This window comes from Rhodanobacter sp. Soil772, from assembly GCF_001428385.1.
In the GTDB taxonomy this organism is placed as follows: Bacteria; Pseudomonadota; Gammaproteobacteria; order Xanthomonadales; family Rhodanobacteraceae; genus Rhodanobacter.
Genome location: NZ_LMSK01000002.1, coordinates 651,920 through 672,898 on the forward strand (window position 1 = coordinate 651,920; position 20,979 = coordinate 672,898).

General features: G+C 68.1%; 15 protein-coding genes and 1 tRNA gene. 5 read left to right on the forward strand and 11 right to left on the reverse strand.

What is annotated here, in order from left to right:
- Positions 1-28: 28 nt before the first annotated feature.
- Positions 29-2,365, reverse strand: a complete 2,337-nt coding sequence (locus tag ASG75_RS09560) for a S9 family peptidase (protein ID WP_056388298.1) — start codon at positions 2,363-2,365, stop codon at positions 29-31.
- A 324-nt stretch (positions 2,366-2,689) separates the two neighbouring features.
- Here ASG75_RS09560 and ASG75_RS09565 point away from each other — a divergent pair, with 324 nt between their 5' ends.
- The 4 genes from ASG75_RS09565 (at position 2,690) to ASG75_RS09580 (ending at position 6,326) form a co-directional block, all read left to right on the forward strand.
- The gene (locus ASG75_RS09565) at positions 2,690-3,442 is read left to right on the forward strand and encodes a glutathione S-transferase family protein (RefSeq protein WP_056388299.1); all 753 of its coding nucleotides are present in this window, start codon (positions 2,690-2,692) and stop codon (positions 3,440-3,442) included.
- A 226-nt stretch (positions 3,443-3,668) separates the two neighbouring features.
- On the forward strand, positions 3,669-4,661 hold the full coding sequence (locus ASG75_RS09570) for an aldo/keto reductase (RefSeq protein ID WP_056388301.1): 993 nt from the start codon (positions 3,669-3,671) through the stop codon (positions 4,659-4,661).
- 107 nt (positions 4,662-4,768) lie between these two features.
- Positions 4,769-5,593 carry an NADPH-dependent 7-cyano-7-deazaguanine reductase QueF gene (gene queF / locus ASG75_RS09575; RefSeq protein ID WP_056388303.1) on the forward strand — a complete coding sequence of 275 codons (825 nt, stop codon included), beginning with the start codon at positions 4,769-4,771 and terminating at the stop codon, positions 5,591-5,593.
- Between the two features lie 142 nt (positions 5,594-5,735).
- Complete coding sequence (locus tag ASG75_RS09580; RefSeq protein ID WP_056388304.1) at positions 5,736-6,326, forward strand: hypothetical protein; 591 nt, start codon at positions 5,736-5,738, stop codon at positions 6,324-6,326.
- A 56-nt stretch (positions 6,327-6,382) separates the two neighbouring features.
- Here ASG75_RS09580 and ASG75_RS09585 read toward each other — a convergent pair whose 3' ends face one another.
- The 5 genes from ASG75_RS09585 to ASG75_RS09605 form a co-directional block, all read right to left on the reverse strand.
- Positions 6,383-7,435, reverse strand: a complete 1,053-nt coding sequence (locus ASG75_RS09585) for a glycerophosphodiester phosphodiesterase (RefSeq protein WP_056388305.1) — start codon at positions 7,433-7,435, stop codon at positions 6,383-6,385.
- A gap of 58 nt (positions 7,436-7,493) precedes the next feature.
- Positions 7,494-8,492: an alpha/beta fold hydrolase gene (locus ASG75_RS09590; protein WP_056388307.1), complete on the reverse strand. Its 999-nt coding sequence runs from the start codon at positions 8,490-8,492 to the stop codon at positions 7,494-7,496.
- Between the two features lie 4 nt (positions 8,493-8,496).
- The gene (locus ASG75_RS09595) at positions 8,497-10,932 is read right to left on the reverse strand and encodes a TonB-dependent receptor (RefSeq protein WP_056388310.1); all 2,436 of its coding nucleotides are present in this window, start codon (positions 10,930-10,932) and stop codon (positions 8,497-8,499) included.
- Positions 10,933-11,639: 707 nt separating this feature from the next.
- Positions 11,640-11,716 (reverse strand) — tRNA-Arg (locus tag ASG75_RS09600).
- A gap of 141 nt (positions 11,717-11,857) precedes the next feature.
- Positions 11,858-13,756: a M61 family metallopeptidase gene (locus ASG75_RS09605; RefSeq protein WP_056388311.1), complete on the reverse strand. Its 1,899-nt coding sequence runs from the start codon at positions 13,754-13,756 to the stop codon at positions 11,858-11,860.
- Positions 13,757-14,044: 288 nt separating this feature from the next.
- Here ASG75_RS09605 and ASG75_RS09610 point away from each other — a divergent pair, with 288 nt between their 5' ends.
- Entirely contained in the window at positions 14,045-15,115 is a 1,071-nt protein-coding gene (locus ASG75_RS09610; protein WP_056388312.1) for a GGDEF domain-containing protein, read from the forward strand.
- A gap of 12 nt (positions 15,116-15,127) precedes the next feature.
- On the opposite strand, the gene ASG75_RS09615 is transcribed toward ASG75_RS09610, so the two are convergent.
- The 5 genes from ASG75_RS09615 to ASG75_RS09635 all read right to left on the reverse strand — a co-directional run bounded on the left by ASG75_RS09615 (position 15,128) and on the right by ASG75_RS09635 (position 20,977).
- Positions 15,128-16,639, reverse strand: coding sequence for an amino acid permease (locus tag ASG75_RS09615; protein ID WP_056388314.1), 1,512 nt, complete (start codon positions 16,637-16,639; stop codon positions 15,128-15,130).
- A gap of 119 nt (positions 16,640-16,758) precedes the next feature.
- A complete protein-coding gene (locus tag ASG75_RS09620; RefSeq protein ID WP_056388316.1) occupies positions 16,759-18,027 on the reverse strand; it encodes a sterol desaturase family protein in 1,269 nt (422 codons plus the stop codon).
- Complete coding sequence (locus ASG75_RS09625; protein WP_056388320.1) at positions 18,024-18,770, reverse strand: lysoplasmalogenase; 747 nt, start codon at positions 18,768-18,770, stop codon at positions 18,024-18,026. Before ASG75_RS09625 ends, ASG75_RS09620 begins: the two co-directional genes overlap by 4 nt.
- Before the next feature lie 140 nt (positions 18,771-18,910).
- A complete protein-coding gene (locus tag ASG75_RS16580) occupies positions 18,911-19,069 on the reverse strand; it encodes a hypothetical protein (RefSeq protein ID WP_200935653.1) in 159 nt (52 codons plus the stop codon).
- Positions 19,070-19,264: 195 nt separating this feature from the next.
- A complete protein-coding gene (locus ASG75_RS09635) occupies positions 19,265-20,977 on the reverse strand; it encodes a sulfatase-like hydrolase/transferase (protein ID WP_056388324.1) in 1,713 nt (570 codons plus the stop codon).
- Positions 20,978-20,979 lie beyond the last annotated feature (2 nt).

The window sequence follows — 20,979 nt, forward strand, 5'->3', positions numbered from 1 at the left end:
TCGCTTATCTGCACTCGCCTATCTGCGCTCAGCGCCAGGGCCACGCCTTCAGCTGGTACTCCGCCGGCGGGGTATTGCCGGCCAGGTGCTGCACGAAATAATCCCAGCGTCGGCGGGTGGCGTACGGAGTGGCCTCGGCGTAGCCGTGGTGGACGTTCGGGATCAGCAGCAGGTCGAAGTCCTTGTTCGCCTTGATCAGCGCGTCGGCCACCAGCAGGGTCTGATAGGGCGGCACGTTGTCGTCCATCGTGCCGTGCACCAGCATCAGCCGTCCCTTGAGATTCTTCGCGAAGCTCTGGTTGGCCTGGGCGTCGTAGTTGGTCTTGCCGTCCTTGTCGGTGACCAGCAGGCCCTGCCATTTCTCGGCCCAGTCGTCTTCGTAGTTGCGGTTGTCGTGGTTGCCGCTTTCGGCCCAGCCGACCTTGAAGAAGTCGGGGTAGTGGAACATCGCCGCCGCGGTGGCGTTGCCGCCGCCGGAGTGGCCCCAGATGCCCACACGGCCGAGATCGATCCACGGATACTTCTTGCCGAGTTCCTTCAGGCCGAGCACCTGGTCAGGCAGGGTGTTGTCCTCGACGTGCTCGAAGTAGGCGTCGTGGAACGCTTTCGAACGCCACGGCGTGCCCATGCCGTCGAGCGCCACCACAATGAAACCCAGTTCAGCCAGCGACTGGTTGTCGCCATGCGCCGGCAGGAAGCTGCGCCCGCGCACCGAACCGGTCTGCGGTCCCGGGTAGATGTAGTCGATGATCGGGTATTTCTTCGCGGCGTCGAAGTCGGTCGGCTTGAACATCACGCCGTACAGGTCGGTCTTGCCGTCGCGGCCTTTCACCGTGAACGGGATCGGCGGCACCCAGCCGGCGGCCTTCAGCCGCGAGATGTCCGCGGTGGCCACGCTGGCCACGTTGCGGCCGTCGTCGGAACTGCGCAGCACCGTGACCGGCGGCGTGATGGTGGTGGAGTACGCGTCGACGAACAGCTTGCCGTCCGGCGACAGCGTGACGGTGTGGTCGGCCGCTTCCGGCGTCAGCAGCACCGGCTTGCCGCCGTCCAGGCTGACCTTGAAGAACTGCTGGTAGTACGGGTTCACGCCCGCCGTGCGGCCGACACCGCGGAACCACACGGTGCGCGTCTTCGGATCGACCTTCAGCACCTCGGTGACGTTGCCTTCGCCCTTGGTGATCGCGCGCTTGAGCTTGCCGCTGGTGAGGTCGTACAGGTACAGGTTGCCCCAGTTGTTGCGTTCGCTGAACCAGATCGCCTCGTTCGTCTCAGGCAGGTAGCGCCAGTTCACCGCGCCGTTGCCGCTCTCGTAGTAGGTCGGCACCGATTCCTCGAACACCGTGCGCACCTTGCCGGTAGTCGTGTCGGCGATGCGGAACCATTCGTGCTTGTGGTCGCGCGAGGTGGAGACGAAGGCCAGCGTCCTGCCGTCGGCCGCCCACTTCACGTCGTCCCAGCCGCCGTCCGGGCCGCAGCTGACGTCGTCGCACAGGGTGGAGCGATGCTGGTCCGGCGGCATCTGCAGGCGCAGCACCTTCTTCGCGGCCACGTCGACGATGACGCGCTCGATCATCGTCACGTCCTTGTCGCCGACCAGCGGGTACTTCCACTTTTCCAGCTTCGGATGACCCACATTCGTGCTGACCAGGTACATTTCGCCGGTCTTGCGCTGGTCCTGCTGGAAGGTGGCGATCTGTTTCGAATCCGGCGACCACTCCACGATGGCCTTGTCGGTGTGCTTCCAGCCGGCGTTGTCGGTGGCGTAGCCGAAGTTCTCGATGCCGTCGGTGGTGAGCTGGGTCTCCTTGCCAGTGGCGACGTCGCGCAGCCACAGGTTCCAGTCGCGGATGAACGCCTCGCTCTGCTTGTCCGGCGACAGCGCGCCCGGCTCCTTGCCGGTCTTCACCAGCGCGGCGCGGTCGACGCAGCTCGCCTCGGCGGCGGCGAGGTCGCACACGTAGTGCTTGCCGCGCACGGCAACATCGATGCGCCCGTCCGGCCTCGCCTCGTAGCCGGTCACCGGCAATTTCTTCGCATCGACCGGCTTGCCGCCGGCCTTGCCCAGCGCCGCGGCCAGCTGCGCCTGGTCGAACAGCGGCGCGGTCTTGCCGCTGGCCGCGTCCATCCGCACGAAGTGATCGCCGCCGGCATCGTGGTCGACATACCAGAAGTGGCCATCGTCCAGCCACTCGACCTTCTGCACCGCGTGGTCGACCAGCGGCGCGGTGTTGTAGCTCATGAAGCGTTCCGCCCGCGCGTAGTCGTTCGCGCTCAGCGTGCGTCCCTGCGCGGCGACGCCGGCCGACAAGGTTCCCATTACCAACGCGCCAAGCACGCGCGAACTGCTGATCTTCAAACCCATGTTGCGTTCCCCTTGCGAAAGCGGATTTCTGCGGTTGCCGACCCTGGCCCAGATGCACCCGAACACCCGATGCTAACGCGAGCATGACCGATGGCACCCCTGCCATTGGTCCCGATTGCCCCGCCCATACCGCAGAATGCGCCACCGCATGGACGACACGCGGCCCGCGCCCATCCATCCGCGGAAGCGACCCCGATGCCCCCCGGCAGCCCGCTCGGCGGCCAGGCGCTGGCGTGGCCGAGATGGGCGACCGGCACCGAACCCGCTTGACGCGCCTGCGCCGGCCGTCGCACGCTGCGCCACCCGTGTTCCTGGAGCCGCGTCATGCCACAGCGCCTCAGAGTCATCGGCAATTACCTCTCGCCCTACGTGCGCAAGGTGTTGGTATGCCTTGAGCTGAAAGGGCTGGAATATGAAGTGGACCCGATCACGCCATTCTTCGGCAACGACGAGTTCACCCGGCTCAGCCCGCTGCGCCGCGTGCCCGTGCTGATCGACGGCGAACTGGTGCTCAGCGATTCCTCGGTGATCTGCCAGTACCTGGAAGACCAGCAACCCACGCCGGCGCTCTACCCGCGCGACATCGCCGACCGCGCCCGCGCGCGCTGGCTGGAGGAATACGCCGACACGCGGCTGGCCGACGGGCTGATCTGGCGGCTGTTCCACCAACTGGCGATCAAGCGCCACGTTTTCGGCGAAGCGCCCAACGAGGCGGTGGTGCAGCATGCGCGCGAAGTGGAGATCCCCGCCGCGCTCGACTACCTGGAACAGCAGCTGCCGGACGACGGCTTCGTGTTCGGCGCACTGTCGATCGCCGACATCAGCCTCGCCAGCTTCTTCCGCACCGCCTCGTTCGTGCGTTACACGATCGACGCCGAACGCTGGCCGCTGATGGCCGCGCTGGTGGCGCAGGTGCAGGCGCTGCCGGCATTCCAGAAGTTGGCCGGCTTCGAGGACTGCATACTGCGGCTGCCCCTGGCCGAACAGCGCGGCGCCCTGATCACCGCCGGCGCGCCGCTGACCAGCGACACCCTGGGCACCAGCGCACCACGCCCCGGCCCGCCGCGCGCGTCGTAGGAATTTCCACCATTCCGCGACCGCCCCGTGCGCAGGGTGCGCTTCTGCGATACAGCGTGGCCGCTCAGTGCCGCCCCACCGTCACAGCTCCACCAGCCACGCAGCCGTGCCGGCATCTGCCGCTGCTGCGGTCATCGGCAACGGCGGCGGATGCACCGGCAGAATTTCGCGCAGCTTGCCGGCGCGGCGCACCATTCACCCACCTTCACCCATCGGAGCGACCACCATGCAGACCCGCACTCTCGGCCACAACGGCCCGGCCGTCTCCGCCCTCGGCCTCGGCTGCATGGGCATGAGCGCGTTCTACGGCCAGCACGACGACGCCGAATCGATCACCACCATCCATCACGCACTGGACCGCGGCCTCAACCTGCTCGACACCGCCGACATGTACGGCCCGCACACCAACGAGGCGCTGGTGGGCAAGGCGATCAAGGGCCGCCGCCAGCAGGCCTTCATCGCCACCAAGTTCGGCATCGTGCGCGATCCGGACGACCCGCAGGCGCGCGGCGTCAACGGCCGGCCGGACTACGTGCGCGCGGCCTGCGACGCCAGCCTGCAGCGGCTCGGCATCGACACCATCGACCTGTACTACCAGCATCGCGTCGATCCGGCCGTGCCGATCGAGGAGACCGTCGGCGCGATGGCCGACCTGGTCGCCACCGGCAAGGTGCGCTACCTCGGCCTCAGCGAAGCCTCCGGCGCCACGCTGGAACGTGCGTGCAAGGTGCACCCGATCGCCGCGTTGCAAAGTGAATTCTCGCTGTGGACGCGCGACCCGCAAACGAACGGCATGCTCGCCGCCTGCCGCAAGCTCGGCGTCAGCCTGGTCGCCTATTCGCCGCTGGGCCGCGGCTTCCTCACTGGCGCGATCCGCTCGCCGGACGATTTCGACGCCGACGACTACCGCCGCACCAGTCCACGTTTCATGGGCGACAACTTCACCCGCAACCTGCAACTGGTCGAACAGGTGCAAGCGCTGGCCGCCGACAAGGGCTGCTCGCCCGCGCAGCTGGCGCTGGCCTGGGTGCTGGCGCAAGGCCGGGACGTGCTGGCGATCCCGGGCACCAGGAAACCTTCGCGACTGGACGAAAACCTCGGCGCGCTCGACGTGCAGCTCGGCGCGGCCGAACTCGAGACCATCGACGCGGTGTTCCCGCCGGATGCCGCCGCCGGCGACCGCTACGTCAGCTCAGGCATGCACATGGTCAACGTGTAACGCGCCGCTCCCGCCCCTGCTCGCCGGGTGGGCTGGGGAGGGTTCGCTCCCGATCTTTCCCGCCAGTGCCTCGCAGGGCGAGAAGCAAGGCGACTAAACTGCGCGGCATGAGCACTCCCGAACACTCCCCGCTCGGCAAGGACACCGTCTACGCCGACCGTTACGACCCGCGCCTGCTGTTTCCGATCCCGCGCGCGGACAAGCGCGCCGAGATCGGCATCGCCGAGACGCTGCCGTTCCATGGCGTGGATATCTGGAACGCCTACGAGCTATCGTGGCTCGACCCGCGCGGCAAGCCGCAGGTGGCGCTGGCCGAATTCCATGTGCCGGCGTCGTCGCCGCACATCATCGAATCGAAGTCGTTCAAGCTGTACCTCAACGGCTTCGCGCAGGAGCGCATCGCCGACGCCGCGACGCTGTCCGCCACCCTGATGCACGACCTGTCCGCGGCGGCCGGCGCGGTGGTCAACGTGCAATTGCGCGACGCGCATGCAAGCGCGCTCCCCGCCGTCGACCTGGACGGCCTCCTGCTCGACGAGCAGAACATCGCCATCGACCACTACGGCCCGCCGAACGCCGACTTGCTGCAGGCCGATACCGCCGCCACGCCGGTGGCGGAAATCCTGGTCTCGCACCTGCTGCGCTCGAACTGCCCGGTCACCGGCCAGCCCGATTGGGGCAGCGTGCAGATCGCCTACCACGGCGCGCCGATCGACCACGCCGGCCTGCTGCGTTACCTGGTCTCGTTCCGCACCCACAACGAATTCCACGAGCAATGCGTGGAACGCATCTTCGTCGACCTGACCCGGCGCTGCGCGCCGCGGCAGCTCAGCGTGTACGCGCGCTACACCCGCCGCGGCGGGCTGGACATCAACCCGTTCCGCAGCAGCGCGCCGGCCACGCCCGGCAACCCGCGCACGGTTCGCCAGTAGCGCCGCACGTCATCGCCGCGTGAAAGTTCGGCCACGGCGATTCCCTCCGGTAATCGGCGCTTCAGATCGGCGGCGCTAGCCTCGGTGTCCTGACCCAAGGCCATGGAGCGGCATCCGCCACGTCATCGACACCGGAGTTCCCATGACACGATCCATGCGTTTCACTGCGCTGTACAGCGCCACCGTGGCCGGCCTGCTGCTGCTCGGCGGCTGCGGCAAGAACGAACCGGCGCCGGCCGGTACGCCAGCCCCGGCCAGCACCGCACCGGCAGCCGCGACGACGGCGCCCGCACCGGCCAGCACGGCGGCAGCGTTGCCGCCGGCCGCCGGCGCAGCCCCTGCCGCTACGGCCAGCGTGGCGAGCGCCGCCCCGGCAGTCGCTCCGGCCGCACCGCTCACGGTGGCCAAGCTGACCCTGGGCAGCGCGGTGAACGCCGAGCACCAGGTGACCCGCGCCAGCAACAGCTTCGCCACCAACGACAAGACCATCTACGCCAGCGTCGCCACCGAAGGCAGCAGCGGCGGCGCCACGCTCAACGCGAAGTGGAGTTACCTGGAAGGCCAGGGCCAGCTGGTCAGCAGCATCAGCCAGTCGATCGCCACCGATGGCCCCGCCATCACCACGTTCAAGGTGCAGAACCCCGACCTGTGGCCGGAAGGCAAGTACAAGGTTGAGATCTCGCTCGACGGCAAGCCGGTGGCGAAGCAGGATTTCGCGATCAGGAAGAGCTGACTGCGCTCGATCCGGCATGCACACGCAGAGGCGTCAGCAAGGCGCCTCTGCGTGCTTCAGCGCCCGTCCAGCGCCTTGCGCCCGATCGCCGGATCGTCGGTGAAGAACGCATCGATGCCGGTGGCCAGGTAGATGCGGATCTCGGTGATGGAACCGGCCTCGTTGACGTTGCGCGGGTCGATGCCCTGCCACAGGTCGAGCGGCAGGAAATAGTTCTCGGGGCGGAAGGTGTACGGGTGCACCTCCAGGCCAGCGGCGTGCGCGTCGTGCACCAGGCGGGTAGGCGCGCCGAGCAGGTGGTTGAACTTCAACGGGATGATCGCGCGGATACTCGGCCCGATCGCATCCGCATACGTGGCGATCTCGCGCAGCCCGGCCGGCGTCATCATCTGCGCGTAGTCGAGTTGGCCGCCCGCCGCGGCCACGTCGAACGGTTGTTCCTCCGCGTCGCCGAGCAGCTGCAGCAGGCGGATGTTGCCGTGCGTGCCGTCGGCAAGCTTGCCGCGCAGGTATTTCAGGTTGCCGACCTCGAACGACTGGATCTCCACCGGCGCCGTGCGCGTGTAGTCATGCGCGGCCAGGGTAGCCAGCAGCGTGTCCTCCAGCGGCAGGCCGATCTTGCGGAAATAGGTGCCGTGCTTGATCTCCGGGATGATCCCGATGACCCGCCCGCGCGCCTTCGACTCGGCGGCGACCAGGTCGATGATCTCGTCCAGCGTGGCCAGCGGAAACTGGCCGTCGTACTGCGTGCTGCGCAGCTTCGGCAGCCGTTCGCGCGCGCGCAGCGTCTTCAGCTCGGCCAGGCTGAAGTCCTCGCTGAACCAGCCGGTCACGGCCTGGCCGTCGATCGTCTTGCCGGTCTTGCGCGCGGCGAACTCGGGATGGTCGGCCACGTCGGTGGTGCTGCCGATCTCGTTCTCGTGACGCGCCACCAGCACGCCGTCTTTCGTCATCACCAGGTCCGGCTCGATGTAATCGGCACCGTCGGCGATCGCTTTCGCATACGAAGCCAGCGTGTGCTCCGGGCGCAGCGCGCTGGCGCCGCGATGGCCGATCACCAGCACCTTGGCGGCAAGTGGTTTCTCGACGGCAGCAGCGGTGACGGGCATGGCGATTCCCGGAAGCAGGGCGAGGATCAAGCATAGGCGATACACGAGGGCTCCCCAGTCAGTGCGCATAGGGCAGGCCGACGACATCATGCAGGAACCCGCGGCTGCGCCGGTGCACCGCCTCGACCGATTTCGAATACACCGCCGAGGCGATCACGTGCGCACCGGCGTCGGGAAAATCCTGCTTGCGCTTGAACCGCGCCAGCGTACCCAACTGGTCGAACATGCCCAGTATCGCCGGCACCGACACGGTGGAATCCTGGTTCTTCTCGTCGCGGTAGTAGTAGCCGACGAAGGCCGGGGCATGGATTCTCGCGAAGGTGAACGGGTTCAGCGCGCTACGGCTGAGCACGGCGACGCTGCGGTAGCCATCCAGGTGGATCGCCTTCGACCAGTAGAGGGAATCGCCGTGCTGCGGCACGATCTCGTTGCCGTGGTTGTAGGCATAGCGCATGAACACGCCGCCCCACGGCCAGAACATCGGCGCCAGCCGGTCGTCGCGCTCGCGCACCAGCGGCGACCACAGCACCAGCGCGTCGACCGCCTGCGGCTGCTGCGCCGCCAACTCCAATGCCAGCGCACCGCCCATCGAGGTGCCGATCACGATCACCCGCCCGCCCAGCGCGTGACCGATCGCCAGCGCCTGCGCCGCGCCGTCGACCAGCTGCTGCGCATCCAGCCCGCGCATCGCGTCCGACGCGGTCAGGCCGTGGCCGGGCAGGCGACTGAGGTAGAGGTTGCAGCCGAAGTCGCGGGCCAGCTCGCGGTGCACCGGCGCGCCCTCGCCCTGGCTGGCGCCGAAGCCGTGCAGGTAGACGATCGCGCAGGCGGTGCGCGCGGGATGCTGCGGATCGGCCCAGACGATGCGCGCCTGGTTGTCCGCGCGAACGCCCGGCTGCGCCGCCTCGTGCGCGTCCACCCACGCCTGCAGTTGCAGCGGTGCGGCGGGAACCGCCGGCAACCGCACCGTCAACTCGCGCCGTTGCGCCCGCGGCCCCAGCGCGGCGACGGCGCCCAGCACGAGCGCCGCCGCCAGCACGATGCGCCGCTTGCGCACGCGTTCAGAACTTGCCGCTGATGCTGATGCCGAACGTGCGCGGCGCGCCGGGAATATACGTGCCCAGGTTGAAGTTCTCGCCCACGTTGCCGGCATCCATCAGGTACTTCTTGTCCAGCAGGTTGGCGCCCCACACGGCGAGATCCCAGCGACCCTTGTCGAAGGTGACGCCGGCGCGCAGGTTCAACAGGCCGTAGGCCGGCTGCGCGTAGGCAGGGTTGTTGTCGTCCTCGAAATAGATCCTCGAACGCCATGTATAGCTCGGCCGCACGTACAGGTTGCGCCCGTTCGCCAGCGGCTGGTTCCACTGCACGCCGACCGCCAGGGTGTGGTCCGGCGCCAGCCGCAGATGGTTGCCCGCATAGGCCTGCTCGCGGCCCTGGTTGTCCTTGTCGGCGAAGCGCGCGCGCAGGTAGCTGTAGTTGACGAAGCCACTGAAGCGGTCGCTGAACGCCTGCTGCAGCGAGGCCTCGAAGCCCGGCACGCTGGCGCGGCCGGCGTTCAGCTGCAGCAGCCGACCACCCTGGAACGCCTGGCTCTGGAAGTTGTTGTAGTCGTAGTAGAACGCGGACAGGTCGTACGCGAAGCGGCCGCCGTTGGCTTCGCCCTTCAGGCCCAGCTCGTAACTCATGATCGTCTCGGCCGGCAGCACCACCTTGTCGTAGCCGTTGCCCGCCGCGTTGACGTTGAACGCCAGCACGTTCGGCCGACGCCCGCGCGACACGCTGAGGTAGCTGTTGGTGGAGTCGTTGACGTGGAAGCTGCCGATCAGCCGGCCCACCACCGAGGTGCTGCTGCTGTTGTTGGACAACCGCCCGTTGGTCGGCACGAACAGATTGTTCGGCCCGGTGATGCCATTGAAGCCCGCGCCGAACAGCGCCAGCGTCGAACCGATGCCGGACGCCGGCGAGGCGTTGCTGACCTGGTAGCCGGCCGCCTGCTCCTCGCGCGTCACGCGCAGGCCGCCGGTGAGGTCGAAGCGATCGTTCAGGTGCCAGGTGCCGTCGGCGAACATCTCGTACGAACGGGAGCGGCCGTAGTTGGTGTAGCCCTCGCGCTCGTCCGTGTTCAGCGGCACGCCGAGCAGCGGGATGGCGCTGTACGGCTGGTTCGGCATGTTGTTGGCGTCCAGCAGCGGCGGCGGCGGGCCGAGCAGCGCGATCAGCTGGCGGGTGGAATCGGACAACCCGTCCAGGGTCGGCGCCAGCGCCAGCAGCTGCAGCAGCAGGCTGCGCTCGTCGGTGCCGAACGGCACGCCCTGGCTGCCGTTCTCGTAGAAGTAGTTGGCGCCGAAGAAACCGGTGAAGTTGCCGCCGGCGTCGTAGTTCAGGCGCAGCTCCTGGCTCAGCTGGTGGCTCTTCGAATGCTCGGCGAAATTCAGCATGTTCACCTGCGAACCGTCGGCGTCGAATTTTTCCAGCGAATTGAACTTGCGCAGGCCGGTGGTGCTGGACAGCCGCCAGTCGTCGCTGAGCGCGAAGTCGCCGATCGCGGTGAGGCCGTAGACCTTGCGACGCAGGCCCAGTTCGTCGCCGTGGTCGAGATCGGCGGCGCCGTAGACATCGGTGGAACCGTGGCGATTCGGCACCGTGGCGCTGCGGAAATCGGTGCCGGGCGGCGCGTCGCGCTGGTAGTTCGCGATCAGGTCGACCCCGCTGCCGCTGCCCACGTTGAAGTGCAGGCTGGCGCGGATCGCGTTGGTGTCCTCGCCGCTGAGGCGGCCGCCGCTGAGGTTCTCGATGTAGCCGTCGTGATGGGCGTGATGCACCGCCACGCGCGCGTACACGTTGTCGGAGATCGGCGTGTTGAGGTAGCCAGTGAGCTTGCGGCTGGAGAAATTGCCGAACTCGGCCTGGAAGCCGCCGGCGTTGCCCGCCTGCGCCTTGTTCTGGATCAGCGAGATCGCGCCGCTCTCGGCGCCGCGGCCGAACAGCGTGCCCTGCGGGCCGCGCAGCACCTCGACCCGGTCCATGTCGAACAGCGCCACCATCGAGCCGCGCGAGCGGCTGATGTCCACGCCGTCCTGGAAGATCGACACGCGCGTGGCGGCAGTCGCCGCGCCGTCGTCGGTGGTGATGCCGCGCACCGCGATGCCCGGGTTGTTCGGGCTCTGCACCTGCACCTGCACACCGGGCACGTAGCGGCTCAGCGTCTCCACGTCGCTGATGCCGAAGCGCTGCATGAAGTCATTCGAATACGCCGAGATCGAGATCGGCACATCCGCCACCTGCTGCTCGCGCTTCTGCGCGGTCACGGTGATGCGGTTGAGGTTGATCGCGTTCGCCACCGACGGCGCCGTGCTGGCCGCGGCCGGCGCGTCGCTTGCCTGCTGCGCCTGCACCGCCAGCGGCGCCAGACCCAGCAACAGGCACCGGATCGACCAGGACAGCCCGTTGCGACGCGGTGTCGGCGCGCAAGCACCCGCTTTCGAATTCGACATGATTTCCCCTGAACAACGCATTGGTCACCCGAAACGGGCAGCTATTTATCTTGTCGTCCGCGCATGACAGCCGCATGTCCCGGCAATCGGGACCCGCCAACCCCTGCCGCAACGTCCGCCCCCAAGGGCAATGCCAGCTCCCGCCCCCTTGCAGCGAACGCTACTACGGACAAGGCGCGGCAAGCTTGCTGCGGTGCGGTAGCACACGATTCCCGTGTGGAGTGGGCTGCGATGCCCAACCGAATCGCGCGAGAAAACCGACCGGATCAAGCCTGCAACGCGCGCCCTCGGCGCCCGACAGATCAAACGGGTGCGGCGCGGTACGAAAGCTGTAGAGGCGCTACGGATGGAATTGTTCCGGTAGCGTCTCGGAAAGGCCGACTTCATTGCGACTGATGCAGAACGGCAGCTGTGGACCGAAGGCCGTCGTCTTGAGCTCGATCAGACGTTCCCTGCCACCGACGTCGAGAGAGCACGTCGTAGCCCAACCCGTCGCCCTTGCTCCGGGCTGCATGTACGACGCGATCGCCGAGCCGCTTCTTCCCCGCCGCGTGCAGACGATGCCGCTCGTACTCGACAACCAGCAACTCGCCAGCGGTTCCCGGCGAACGATTGCACGCCTCACGTGCGCGACGATCGCGAAAGCAGCCCCGTCACGACGTGCCACCGACGCGCCCGCTGGCCGCCCGGTTCAAGCAGAAAGAAAATGGTGCGCCCGGCGGGATTCGAACCCACGACCCCTGCCTTCGGAGGGCAGTACTCTATCCAGCTGAGCTACGGGCGCATGTATGGCCGCGCGCGGACTGTGGCCGGAGGCCGGCACCGCGGGGAGCGCAGTATAGCCGAGTTGCCGCTGGGGTGGACCGCGGCCGGCAGCGTGTTCCCGCCCGCCCGGGCAGGCCGGGAAGGCGGGAGCGGCGTGGCCTCAGCGGGCCTTGAGCAGTTCGCCCAGGGTGTCGGGCTTGCTGGTGTCGCGGACCAGGTGCGGGTACTTCAGGCCGTCGTGGTAGTCGATGCGCACGGTCTTGTACTGGTCGAAGTCCTTCACCAGCAGTTCGACCGGCTGGTTCTTGTCCTTCGCGGCGGCGGTAACGGCGTCCTTCAGCGCATCGGCGTCGTAGTCGTGGCTGTTGACCGCGACCACCGTCATGCCCGGCGAGATGCCGGCCTTGAACGCGGGACCGTCCCACAGCACGTCGGCGATGCTGCCGTCCTTGCCCACCGAGAGGCCGAGCGAATAGGTGAGGTCGGCGGAATGCCGGCGCGCCTCGATCGCCTTCACCGCGGCGGACGGCTTGTCGGTATAGACCAGCTTCCAGCCGTGCGCCTCGACGCCGCCGATCAGCGGGCCGTGGCCGTCCAGGCGAGTGCGCAGGTAGCTGGCCCAGTCGAACGGCTGGATGTCGTTGAGCGTCTTCACCACGTCCTCGAAGGTGTAGGTGTTGACGTGCCACTGGCCGCTGTCCATGCCGAAGAACGCCTTGGCGAAATCGTCGATGGAATGCTTGCCGCGGCTGAGTCCGCGCAGCTTGGCGTCGACGTCGAGCCAGATCATCTGGCCGGCGGAGTAGTAGTCCTCGCTACCCTGGTAGTTGCGGTACGGCAGCGGCGCGCGCTTGGCGATGATCGGGTCGTTGGTGGTGTCCTGCACGTTGCGCCAGCTGGCCAGGCCGGGGCGGCCCCGGTCGTAGGTGGACGCCACGAAAGCGAGCATGTCGCGTGCCTGTTCCCCGCTCCACAGGCCCGAGCGCGCGGCCATCACCTGACCCCAGAACTGGGTCTGGCCTTCGTAGACCCACAGTAGCGAGTCTTCCATCGGCACGTTGAAATTCGGCGTGGTGAGGTCGGCGCCGCGGCGGTATTTGCCGTCCCACGAGTGGTTGAATTCGTGCGGCAGCAAGTCGCGGCTCAGCGCGTTCTTGTCCCACTCGGTGAAGTAGCCGGTGCTCACGCCGTTCTCGCTGGAACGGTGATGCTCCAGGCCGTTGCCGCTCATCTTGTCGCTGAGCGAGAACAGGAAGTCGTAGTGGTCGTAGTGATGCGCGCCGTACAGCTTGTACATCTGCTGCACCAGGTTGCGGTGCACCTTCAGCTGCTCCGGGGTGATCTCCAGGTACTTCGGCGCGTCCGCCACGATGTTGAGATGCACCGGCGTCTTCGCGCCCGGGTCCAGGTCGACGCGCTTGAAATACTTGCCGGCGTAGATCGGCGAGTCGACCAGGTCGTTGTATGCGATCGGCTTGAAGTGCACGGTGTCGCCGTCGCGCGAGGCCACTTCCAGCGCGCTGCCGAACTGCCAGCCGGCGGGGAAGGTCACGCTGGCCTCGGCCATGATGCGCTTGGCGAAATAGCCGGCCGGATACACCGTGTTGGCGTTCCACTGCAGGTTCAGCATTTCCGGGGTCATCACCACGCGGCCCTCGCGGACGCTCTGCGGCGACAGGAACTGGAACGACACCTCGACGCTGCTGGCGCCCTCGGGCACGTCGACGTGGAACGCGTAGACGTTCAGCGTGTCGCGCTTCCACGGCAGGGTCTTGCCGTTCGCGGTCACCACCAGGCCGGCCAGCTTGTCGATCGGGCCGCTGGGCGAATGGTTGCCCGGCAGCCACTGCGGGTACAGCAGGGTCAGCGGACCCGGCTGCGCCGGGATCACCTCGTTCACGCGGAAGATCCGGCGCGCCACGTCGGTAGCGTCCACATTGATCTTCAAGGTGCCCTGGTACGGCACATCCTGCGGCGCCGGAACATCGGCAAACGCGGCGAAACTGGCCAGGCCGAAGGCGGCAGCGGCAAGGGCGGAAGCGAGGCGGGTGGCTTTCAATGCGTTCTCCGGGTGGGGATGGAAAGCCTGGCGGGCACGGCTCCGCTCGGGCCGTGCTCCACGGCGCGAGGCGGACAGGCCAGGCGGGCTCCGGGAATCCGCGTCGCGAAAAGTTGCCGCGACAGGAATCCAGGGCGTCGATGCTAGACCGGCAACACCGGGCTTCACCCCTGCCGAAGGTCACGACCATGGCCCGTACATGAACCGATCCGGCTGGTCGTGGGGACCTGGCACCCATCTTGCTCGGCTTGCGTTGACACCCTCACGTCCTTCACCCGCGGGAACCGCATGCACGCCTTGTTCAATAACCTCCGTCACGCCGACGACCCGGACCAGCGCCGCGAGTACAGCCAGTACCTGGCGCTGCAGATGGGGCCGATGATCCACGCGTTGATGCTGGTGGGCGCGTTCGCCTACCTGGTGGCGGTCGCCGCCACCACCCTGGTGCGTGACTCGCCGCTGCCGCTGTGGCTGCGCCTCGCGCCGCTGGTACCGCTGCTGCTGGTGGCCGCGTCGACCCGGCACGTACGCCAGCCGCGGCTGCTCAGCCTGCTGACCCTGCTGTGCGTCCTGCTGCTGGAGATCGGCATCAACCTCAACAGCTTCGGTGACGTGCACAAGCAATCCGCGGTATTGCCCGGGCTGCTGTTGCCGGTGGCGTCGTCGGTGATCTGGCTGGCCCGCTGGGATTTCATCGCGGCCATGCTGCTGTGCGCACTGGGGCCGCTGCCGATGCTGTTGCTCGGCAGCATCGACAGCGCGCAGACCTTCCAGTACCTGGTCTACATGACGATCGCGATCGCGCTGTCCACGGTGCTGCGCGCGTTCATGGCGCGCACCCTGTTCGAGCAGTTCCGGCTGGAGCGCCAGCTGCGCGAGCAGGCCAACACCGACGGTCTCACCGGCCTGCTGCTGCGCAACCGTTTTTTCGAACTGGCGCGGCTCGCGCTGGGCGACATCCGCCGCCGGCAGCAGCCGGTGTGCGTGCTGTACCTGGATGCCGATCACTTCAAGCCGCTCAACGACAACCACGGCCATGCCGCGGGCGACGCGGCACTGGTCGCGCTGGCTGCGGTGATGCGCAAGCAGATGCGCCAGGGCGACCTGATCGGCCGCATCGGCGGCGAGGAGTTCGCGCTGCTGCTGCCCGGTCTCGACCTGCAGCAGGCCGACGCGCGCGCCGAACAACTGCGGCTGGCCATACACGCAGTTCAGCGCCCGGATGGCCCGTTGACCGTGAGCATCGGCGTGGCCCAACGCGACCACGCCGACGAGGCGATCGAGACCCTGCTGGTCCGCGCCGATCAGGCCATGCGCCAGGCCAAGCGCGACGGCCGCGACCGGGTCGTCAGCGCCTGACCCTGGTGAGGCTCAGCCCCGGTTCGACGACGCCAGCTTGCTGCGACGGATGCCGTAGGCGAAGTAGATCACGCAGCCCAGCGCCATCCAGACGATGAACCGCTCGTAGGTGATCCACGGCAGGCCGTAGATCAGCGCGACGGAGAACAGGATGCCGAGCGGCGCGGTGAACCACACCGCCGGGGTCTTGAAGTTGCGCTGCAGGTCGGGGCGGCGCACGCGCAGCAGCATGATCGAGGCGCAGATGATGATGAAGGCGCTGAGCGTACCGATGTTGACCAGCTCGGCCACCTCGCCGATCGGCAGCAGCCCGGCGACCAGCGCGGTGAACACGCCCAGGATCAGGGTCGGCCGCGCCGGCGTGCCGAAGCGCGGGCTGACCTTGGCGAACCAGGTCGGCAGCAGGCCGTCGCGGGCCAGCGCGAACCAGATCCGCGCCGCGCCCAGCATGAAGGCGAACAGCACGCTGGTAACGCCGATCACCGCGGCCGCCGCGATCGTGATGCTGAGCCAGTGCAGGCCGATCGACTCGAACGCGTCGGACACCGAGGCCTCGCCGCCGAGCTTGCTGTAGTGGGTGATGCCGGTGAGCACCAGCGACACCTCGATGTACAGCACCATCGCGATCCCCAGCGACAGCAGCACCGCGCGCGGCAGGTCGCGCTGGGGATTTTTCGATTCCTCCGCCGCGGTGGTCAGCGTGTCGTAGCCGAACACCGCGAAGAACACCACGCTGGCACCGGTCAGCACGCCCTGCCAGCCGAAGTGGCCGATGCCGGTGCTGACGTCGACCACCCGCGCGGGGATGTACGGGTGCCAGTTCGCCGTGTCGATGTAGAACACGCCGACCAGCACCACCAGCAGCACGCCGATCACCTTGATCGCCACCACCAGCGTGTTGAAACGCGCGCCCCACTCGGTGCGCACGGTCAACAGCACGGCGACCGCCAGCGACACCGCGGCGGCGATCACGTTGAAGCGGTGGCCGTCGCTGGGCCCGGCGATCGGGTTGCTGCCGTGCAGGCCGAAGATCTGCTGCAGGTAGTACTCCATGGTCTGCGCGCTCATGCTCTGCTGCGCCCACTCCGGCAGGTGCACGCCGGCCGAATTCAACAGCACCTGCACGTAGCCGGACCAGCCGATCGCCACCACCGCGACCACCAGCGCGTATTCCAGCAGCAGGTCCCAGCCGATGATCCACGCGGCGAACTCGCCGAGCACCGCGTAGCCGTAGGTATAGGCGCTGCCGGTGACCGGAATCAGCCCGGCGAACTCGGCGTAGCACAGCGCGGCGCAGGCGCTGCCGAAGCCGGCGATGAGGAAGCTGATCGCCACCGCGGGCCCGGCGTTCATCGCCGCCTGCTGGCCGGCCAGCACGAAGATGCCGACGCCGATGATGCCGCCGATGCCGATCGCGGTGAGTTGCCACAACCCCAGCACGCGGCGGAAATCGCCACGCGTGTCGGCCTCCGCCTGCAACTGTTCGACCGTCTTGTGGCGCACCAGCTTGTTGAAGAATCCCATCGCCTGCCCCCGAGTAAGCAAGCGGCGATCATAGCGAATACGCATGCCCGCATGGGCGCCGTCACCGCAGGGTGCGCCGTCGCCTCCTCATCGGGCTTTCCCTGCCGGGGAACGGCGGATCACCCCGGTGCGGCGTCGTGGCGCAGCGGCGCCGGTGCGCGCAAGCCGCCCAGCCACGGCAGAACCAGCGCGCTGAGACCGAACACCAGCGCGATCGCCAACGCGATATGGCCGTCCAGATGGCCGACGCCGAACCAGCGCCCGCTGAGCAGCGGCACCGCGGCAGTGGCCAGCACGCGCACGCCTTCCGCCCACGGCGCCCAGCGCCGGCCTTCCATCAGCGCGCCGAGCACGCACAGGCCGGCCACCAGGTAGGTCGCATAGCCCAGCAGCGCCGGCAGGCTGGCCGTGCCGGCCATGCCGAGGAACTGCGTGGTCATCCCCAGCAGCAGGGCGAACTGCACCAGCACGTAGAGTTTCAGCAGCCGCGACAGCGGCGGGTCGAAGCGCTCGCTCGGCATCACGAAGACGGGTTTCGGGTAGCGTGCCGCCACGTCGGCGGGACGCCAGCCCGGCGGCTTCAGCCATACCAGCAGCTTGTCGCGCCAGTGCCTGGCATGCCACGCGTCCACCGCGGTATGCCAGTACACCTCGGCGTTCGCCCACAGCGGGTTCCAGCTGCGCAGCGGCGAGCGCGTGCCGTACACCGGCGGGTCGGTGTCGTCTTCCTCGACGAAGGTGCCGAACAGGCGGTCCCACACGATCAGGATGCCGCCGTAGTTGCGGTCGAGGTAGCGGTCGTTCACCGCGTGATGGGCGCGGTGGTTGGACGGCGAGCAGAACACCCGGTCGAACCAGCCGAGCCGGCCGATCTGCTCGGTGTGCACCCAGAACTGGTACAGCAGGTCGATCAGCGCCACGATCACGAACACCTTCAGCGGCACGCCGAGCAGCGCCATCGGCAGGTAGAACAGCCAGCCCAGCAAGGCGCCGCTGCCGGTCTGGCGCAGCGCGGTGGACAGGTTGTAGCGCTCGCTCTGGTGGTGCACCACGTGCGCGGCCCACAGGATGTTCACCCGGTGCCCGCAGCGGTGCAGCCAGTAGTAGCAGAAGTCGTACAGCAGCAGCGCGCCGACCCACACCAGCAGGTTGTTCTCCGGCAGCGCGAACAGCGCCAGGTGCCCGACGCACCACGCATAGATGCCGATCGTCAGCAGCTTGCTGAACACGCCGACCAGTTGCGAGATCACTCCGAGCCCGATGCTGTTGATCGCGTCGTTGCCGGCGTACGCCTCGCGCCCGCGCAGCTTCGCCACCAGCAGCTCGATCCCGATCAGGAGAAAGAACACCGGAGTGGCCCAGGTGATGATGAGTTCCTGCGTATTCACTGCGCTGCACCCGCCTCGATCGTCAGGCCGACGCGCTGCACCGAGCGCGCGATCCACCACAACGCCAGATAATACGCCGACAGCACCCACAGGCTGGACCACGGGATGGCGCCGTGGAAGCGGTTCCACGCCAGCAGGCTGTCGCTGAGCAGGAACATCAGCGCACCGAGCGCGGCCAGCCGCGCGGCCGGCGCCTGCACGTCGCCGCGCTGCGCGAACAGCCGCGCCCGCACCAGCGCCTGGCCGCCCATGCACGCCAGCACCAGCACGTACACGATCACCGGCACGCGCAGCGGCGTGCCGATCGCATCCCACAGCAGGACCAGGTTCACCGCGCCGTAGCCGAGGCAGGCCAGCAACAGCCACGGCCGCGCGCCGAAGCGGCTGTCGTCGAGGAACGCGGCGATGAAGCACAGGTGGCCGAACAGGAACGCCACGAGCCCCGGCACGAACAAGTCGCCCGGCAACATGAGAAACACGTCGCCGAGCAGCGAGCAGGCGATGCCGGCCAGGATCAAACACCGGTAGCGCGGCGACTGCGCCGGCCGCGCGCGCCACGCCAGCACGAAGATCAGCGCGGTGGCCAGTGGCTTGCCGCACCAGTGCAGCCAGCGCCAGCCCTGGCCGGGGTCGGCAGCGGCCAGCAGCGCACCGGCGATGGCAGCCATCGCGGCGCCCAGTGTGACGAGCGCGAGCAGGCGCGGGTACGGCGCGGGCGCGGTTTCGAAAGCGGCGACGGACATGTGCGATCCGGGTGGCGAATGTCGCCCGATCATAGCCCGGGCGATCGCCGGGCGCGGAGCGCGCAACCCCCGGCAGGATCGGGCACAAGGTGGAGATGGCCGAGGCGCGCGAACATTCCGTGGCAACGGCACGATCGTGCTCAACGTTTGCCGTACATCCTGCGATACACCGCGCTCACCCGCGCTTCCAGCGCGCCGCCCTGGTGGGCCCGCTGGAACGCGTCGTTGAGCTGCTTCTCGGCGGCGTGCAGATCGCGCAGGAACTGCCGGGCGTCGTTCGACAGGCCGCAGTCGGCCATTCGCCGCTCCAGGCTGGCGTCAGCGGTTCCGAGGCGTCCTGGCTTGAGCTCGCTCATGCCGGATGGCAAGCAAGACCTCTGCCAGTGGCGTCGATCCCGCAGCACGCGGCGTGCGCTCGATCCACCCGCCTGCCGCGCTGGCCGATGACGGCGGAAACTGCCGCTGCCGGTCAGCCGCGACCGGCAACGGCGCCGTCACCGGTACACGTGCAGCCGGCCGATCGTCCAGGCGTGGTAGGACGCCAGCAGACCCGGCACCGCACAATCGCCATACAGGCCGTTGCAGCGTTCGCGCAGCCCGCTGGCCGCGGTGAAATAGGCATCGGTGGGCACGCCCGCCGCCTGCAACACCATGCTGGGCAGGAACGCGATGTCGAGCATCGGGTACGCCGGCAGCGGCGGGCCGGCGAAATTGCTCTTGAGCATGTAGTAGGTGAGGTAGTGCTGATACGGCTGCAGCGCCGGCGGCAAGCGGCGCGGCAGGTTGCGGATCTGGCCGTTGAAGGACGGCTGGTGGTCGCCGAAGTGGAGCAGCACGGTCGGCTGCGGACGGTCGAGGAAGGCGTGCTCCAGCGCGCGCATCGCCAGGTCGGAATCGTGCAGGCGCGACAGGTAGGTGTCGAAGTTCAGCGCCGTGTTCGCCGGCAACCCGCGCAGCAGATTGCGGTAGGGCTTGGGCAGTTTCGCCATCGGCTGGTGGTCGTGCGGGCCGTGCTGGTTCAGCGTCAGGATCATGATGAACACCGGCTGGTCCGGCTTCTTCACCTTGTCGTAGATGCGCTTCGCCGCCGCGAACATCTGCGCGTCGCTTTCCTCCCAGTCCTCCAGGCCCAGTTCCTCGGCGCCGTACAGGTGGTCGAAGCCGTAGGCCTGGTACGCGTTGCGTCCGTTGATGAAGTCGGCGCTGGTCGGGTAGATGCCGATGGTGAGGTAGCCGAGCCGGCGCAGCTGCAACGCCAGCGCATCGTGCACGTGCGGCGCCAGCACGTACGGCGCGTACATGCCGCCGGGGCCGAAGATGTCCTGCGGCATGCCGGTCAGCGCGGCGAACTCGCTGACCCAGGTGCCGCCGCCGAACGTGTGCACGCGCAACACCCCATGCGCTCGGGTGCGCGCGTCGGCCCGGAACATCGCGACTCGGCACTGCGGCACGTTGCAGGCATCGTAGGTCGACGGGTCGAAGGTGCTTTCCTCCAGCACCTGCACGATGTCCGGGTACGGCGGCGGCATGCTGCCCGGGCTGCCCGGCGCGGTCGCGCCCCAGTCCTGCTCGGCCACGGCGTCGCTGGCCATCGCCGGCAGCTCGACGTCGGCGTCATGCAGGTTGACGAAGAAATTCGTCAGCTGCGCATCGTCGGACATCCTCAGCCACGCGTTGCGCGAGTGCACCTGCGCGAACGGTCCGGTGGGCAGCATGCACAGCCAGAACGCCAGCACGTACAGTGCAATGCCGCCCACGCGCACGCCGGCGGCGCGGCGCGGCCGCAGCGTGGCCAGCACGCGCCAGTCCCAGCGCCACACCAGGTACAGCAGCGGCGGCAGCAGCACGCACAGGCCGATCCCCACCGTGTACAGGTGCGGGTAGTGGCGCAGCGTATCGAGCAGGCTGGTGCGCACGTAGTAGATGAAATCCGACGGCATCAGCTGCGAGTCGAGGTAGCGCAGCTTCAATTCCGCCACGGACTTCAGCAGCAGGAACAACCCGCCACCGACCAGCAGCGCCGTGGCGAAACGGCCGAACGCGAACAGCAGCGCGCCGAACGTGCACAGCATCAGCCCCGCGATGAAACCGCGCTGCAGCGGCAGCGGTTCCTGCCAGGCGGTGAGCGCGATGCAGCCGGCGAAGAAAACCAGCGCGCACAGCACCACCGCACCTGCCCGCGTGGGGCGCAACGACATTCGACGCATGG

Bases quoted from the DNA above. Each gene is read 5' to 3' on its own strand.
- ASG75_RS09560 (WP_056388298.1), bottom strand. From the start codon at position 2,365: ATGGGTTTGAAGATCAGCAGTTCGCGCGTGCTTGGCGCGTTGGTAATG.
- ASG75_RS09565 (WP_056388299.1), top strand. From the start codon at position 2,690: ATGCCACAGCGCCTCAGAGTCATCGGCAATTACCTCTCGCCCTACGTG.
- ASG75_RS09570 (WP_056388301.1), top strand. From the start codon at position 3,669: ATGCAGACCCGCACTCTCGGCCACAACGGCCCGGCCGTCTCCGCCCTC.
- queF (WP_056388303.1), top strand. From the start codon at position 4,769: ATGAGCACTCCCGAACACTCCCCGCTCGGCAAGGACACCGTCTACGCC.
- ASG75_RS09580 (WP_056388304.1), top strand. From the start codon at position 5,736: ATGACACGATCCATGCGTTTCACTGCGCTGTACAGCGCCACCGTGGCC.
- ASG75_RS09585 (WP_056388305.1), bottom strand. From the start codon at position 7,435: ATGCCCGTCACCGCTGCTGCCGTCGAGAAACCACTTGCCGCCAAGGTG.
- ASG75_RS09595 (WP_056388310.1), bottom strand. From the start codon at position 10,932: ATGTCGAATTCGAAAGCGGGTGCTTGCGCGCCGACACCGCGTCGCAAC.
- ASG75_RS09610 (WP_056388312.1), top strand. From the start codon at position 14,045: ATGCACGCCTTGTTCAATAACCTCCGTCACGCCGACGACCCGGACCAG.
- ASG75_RS09615 (WP_056388314.1), bottom strand. From the start codon at position 16,639: ATGGGATTCTTCAACAAGCTGGTGCGCCACAAGACGGTCGAACAGTTG.
- ASG75_RS09625 (WP_056388320.1), bottom strand. From the start codon at position 18,770: ATGTCCGTCGCCGCTTTCGAAACCGCGCCCGCGCCGTACCCGCGCCTG.
- ASG75_RS16580 (WP_200935653.1), bottom strand. From the start codon at position 19,069: ATGGCCGACTGCGGCCTGTCGAACGACGCCCGGCAGTTCCTGCGCGAT.
- ASG75_RS09635 (WP_056388324.1), bottom strand. From the start codon at position 20,977: ATGCGTCGAATGTCGTTGCGCCCCACGCGGGCAGGTGCGGTGGTGCTG.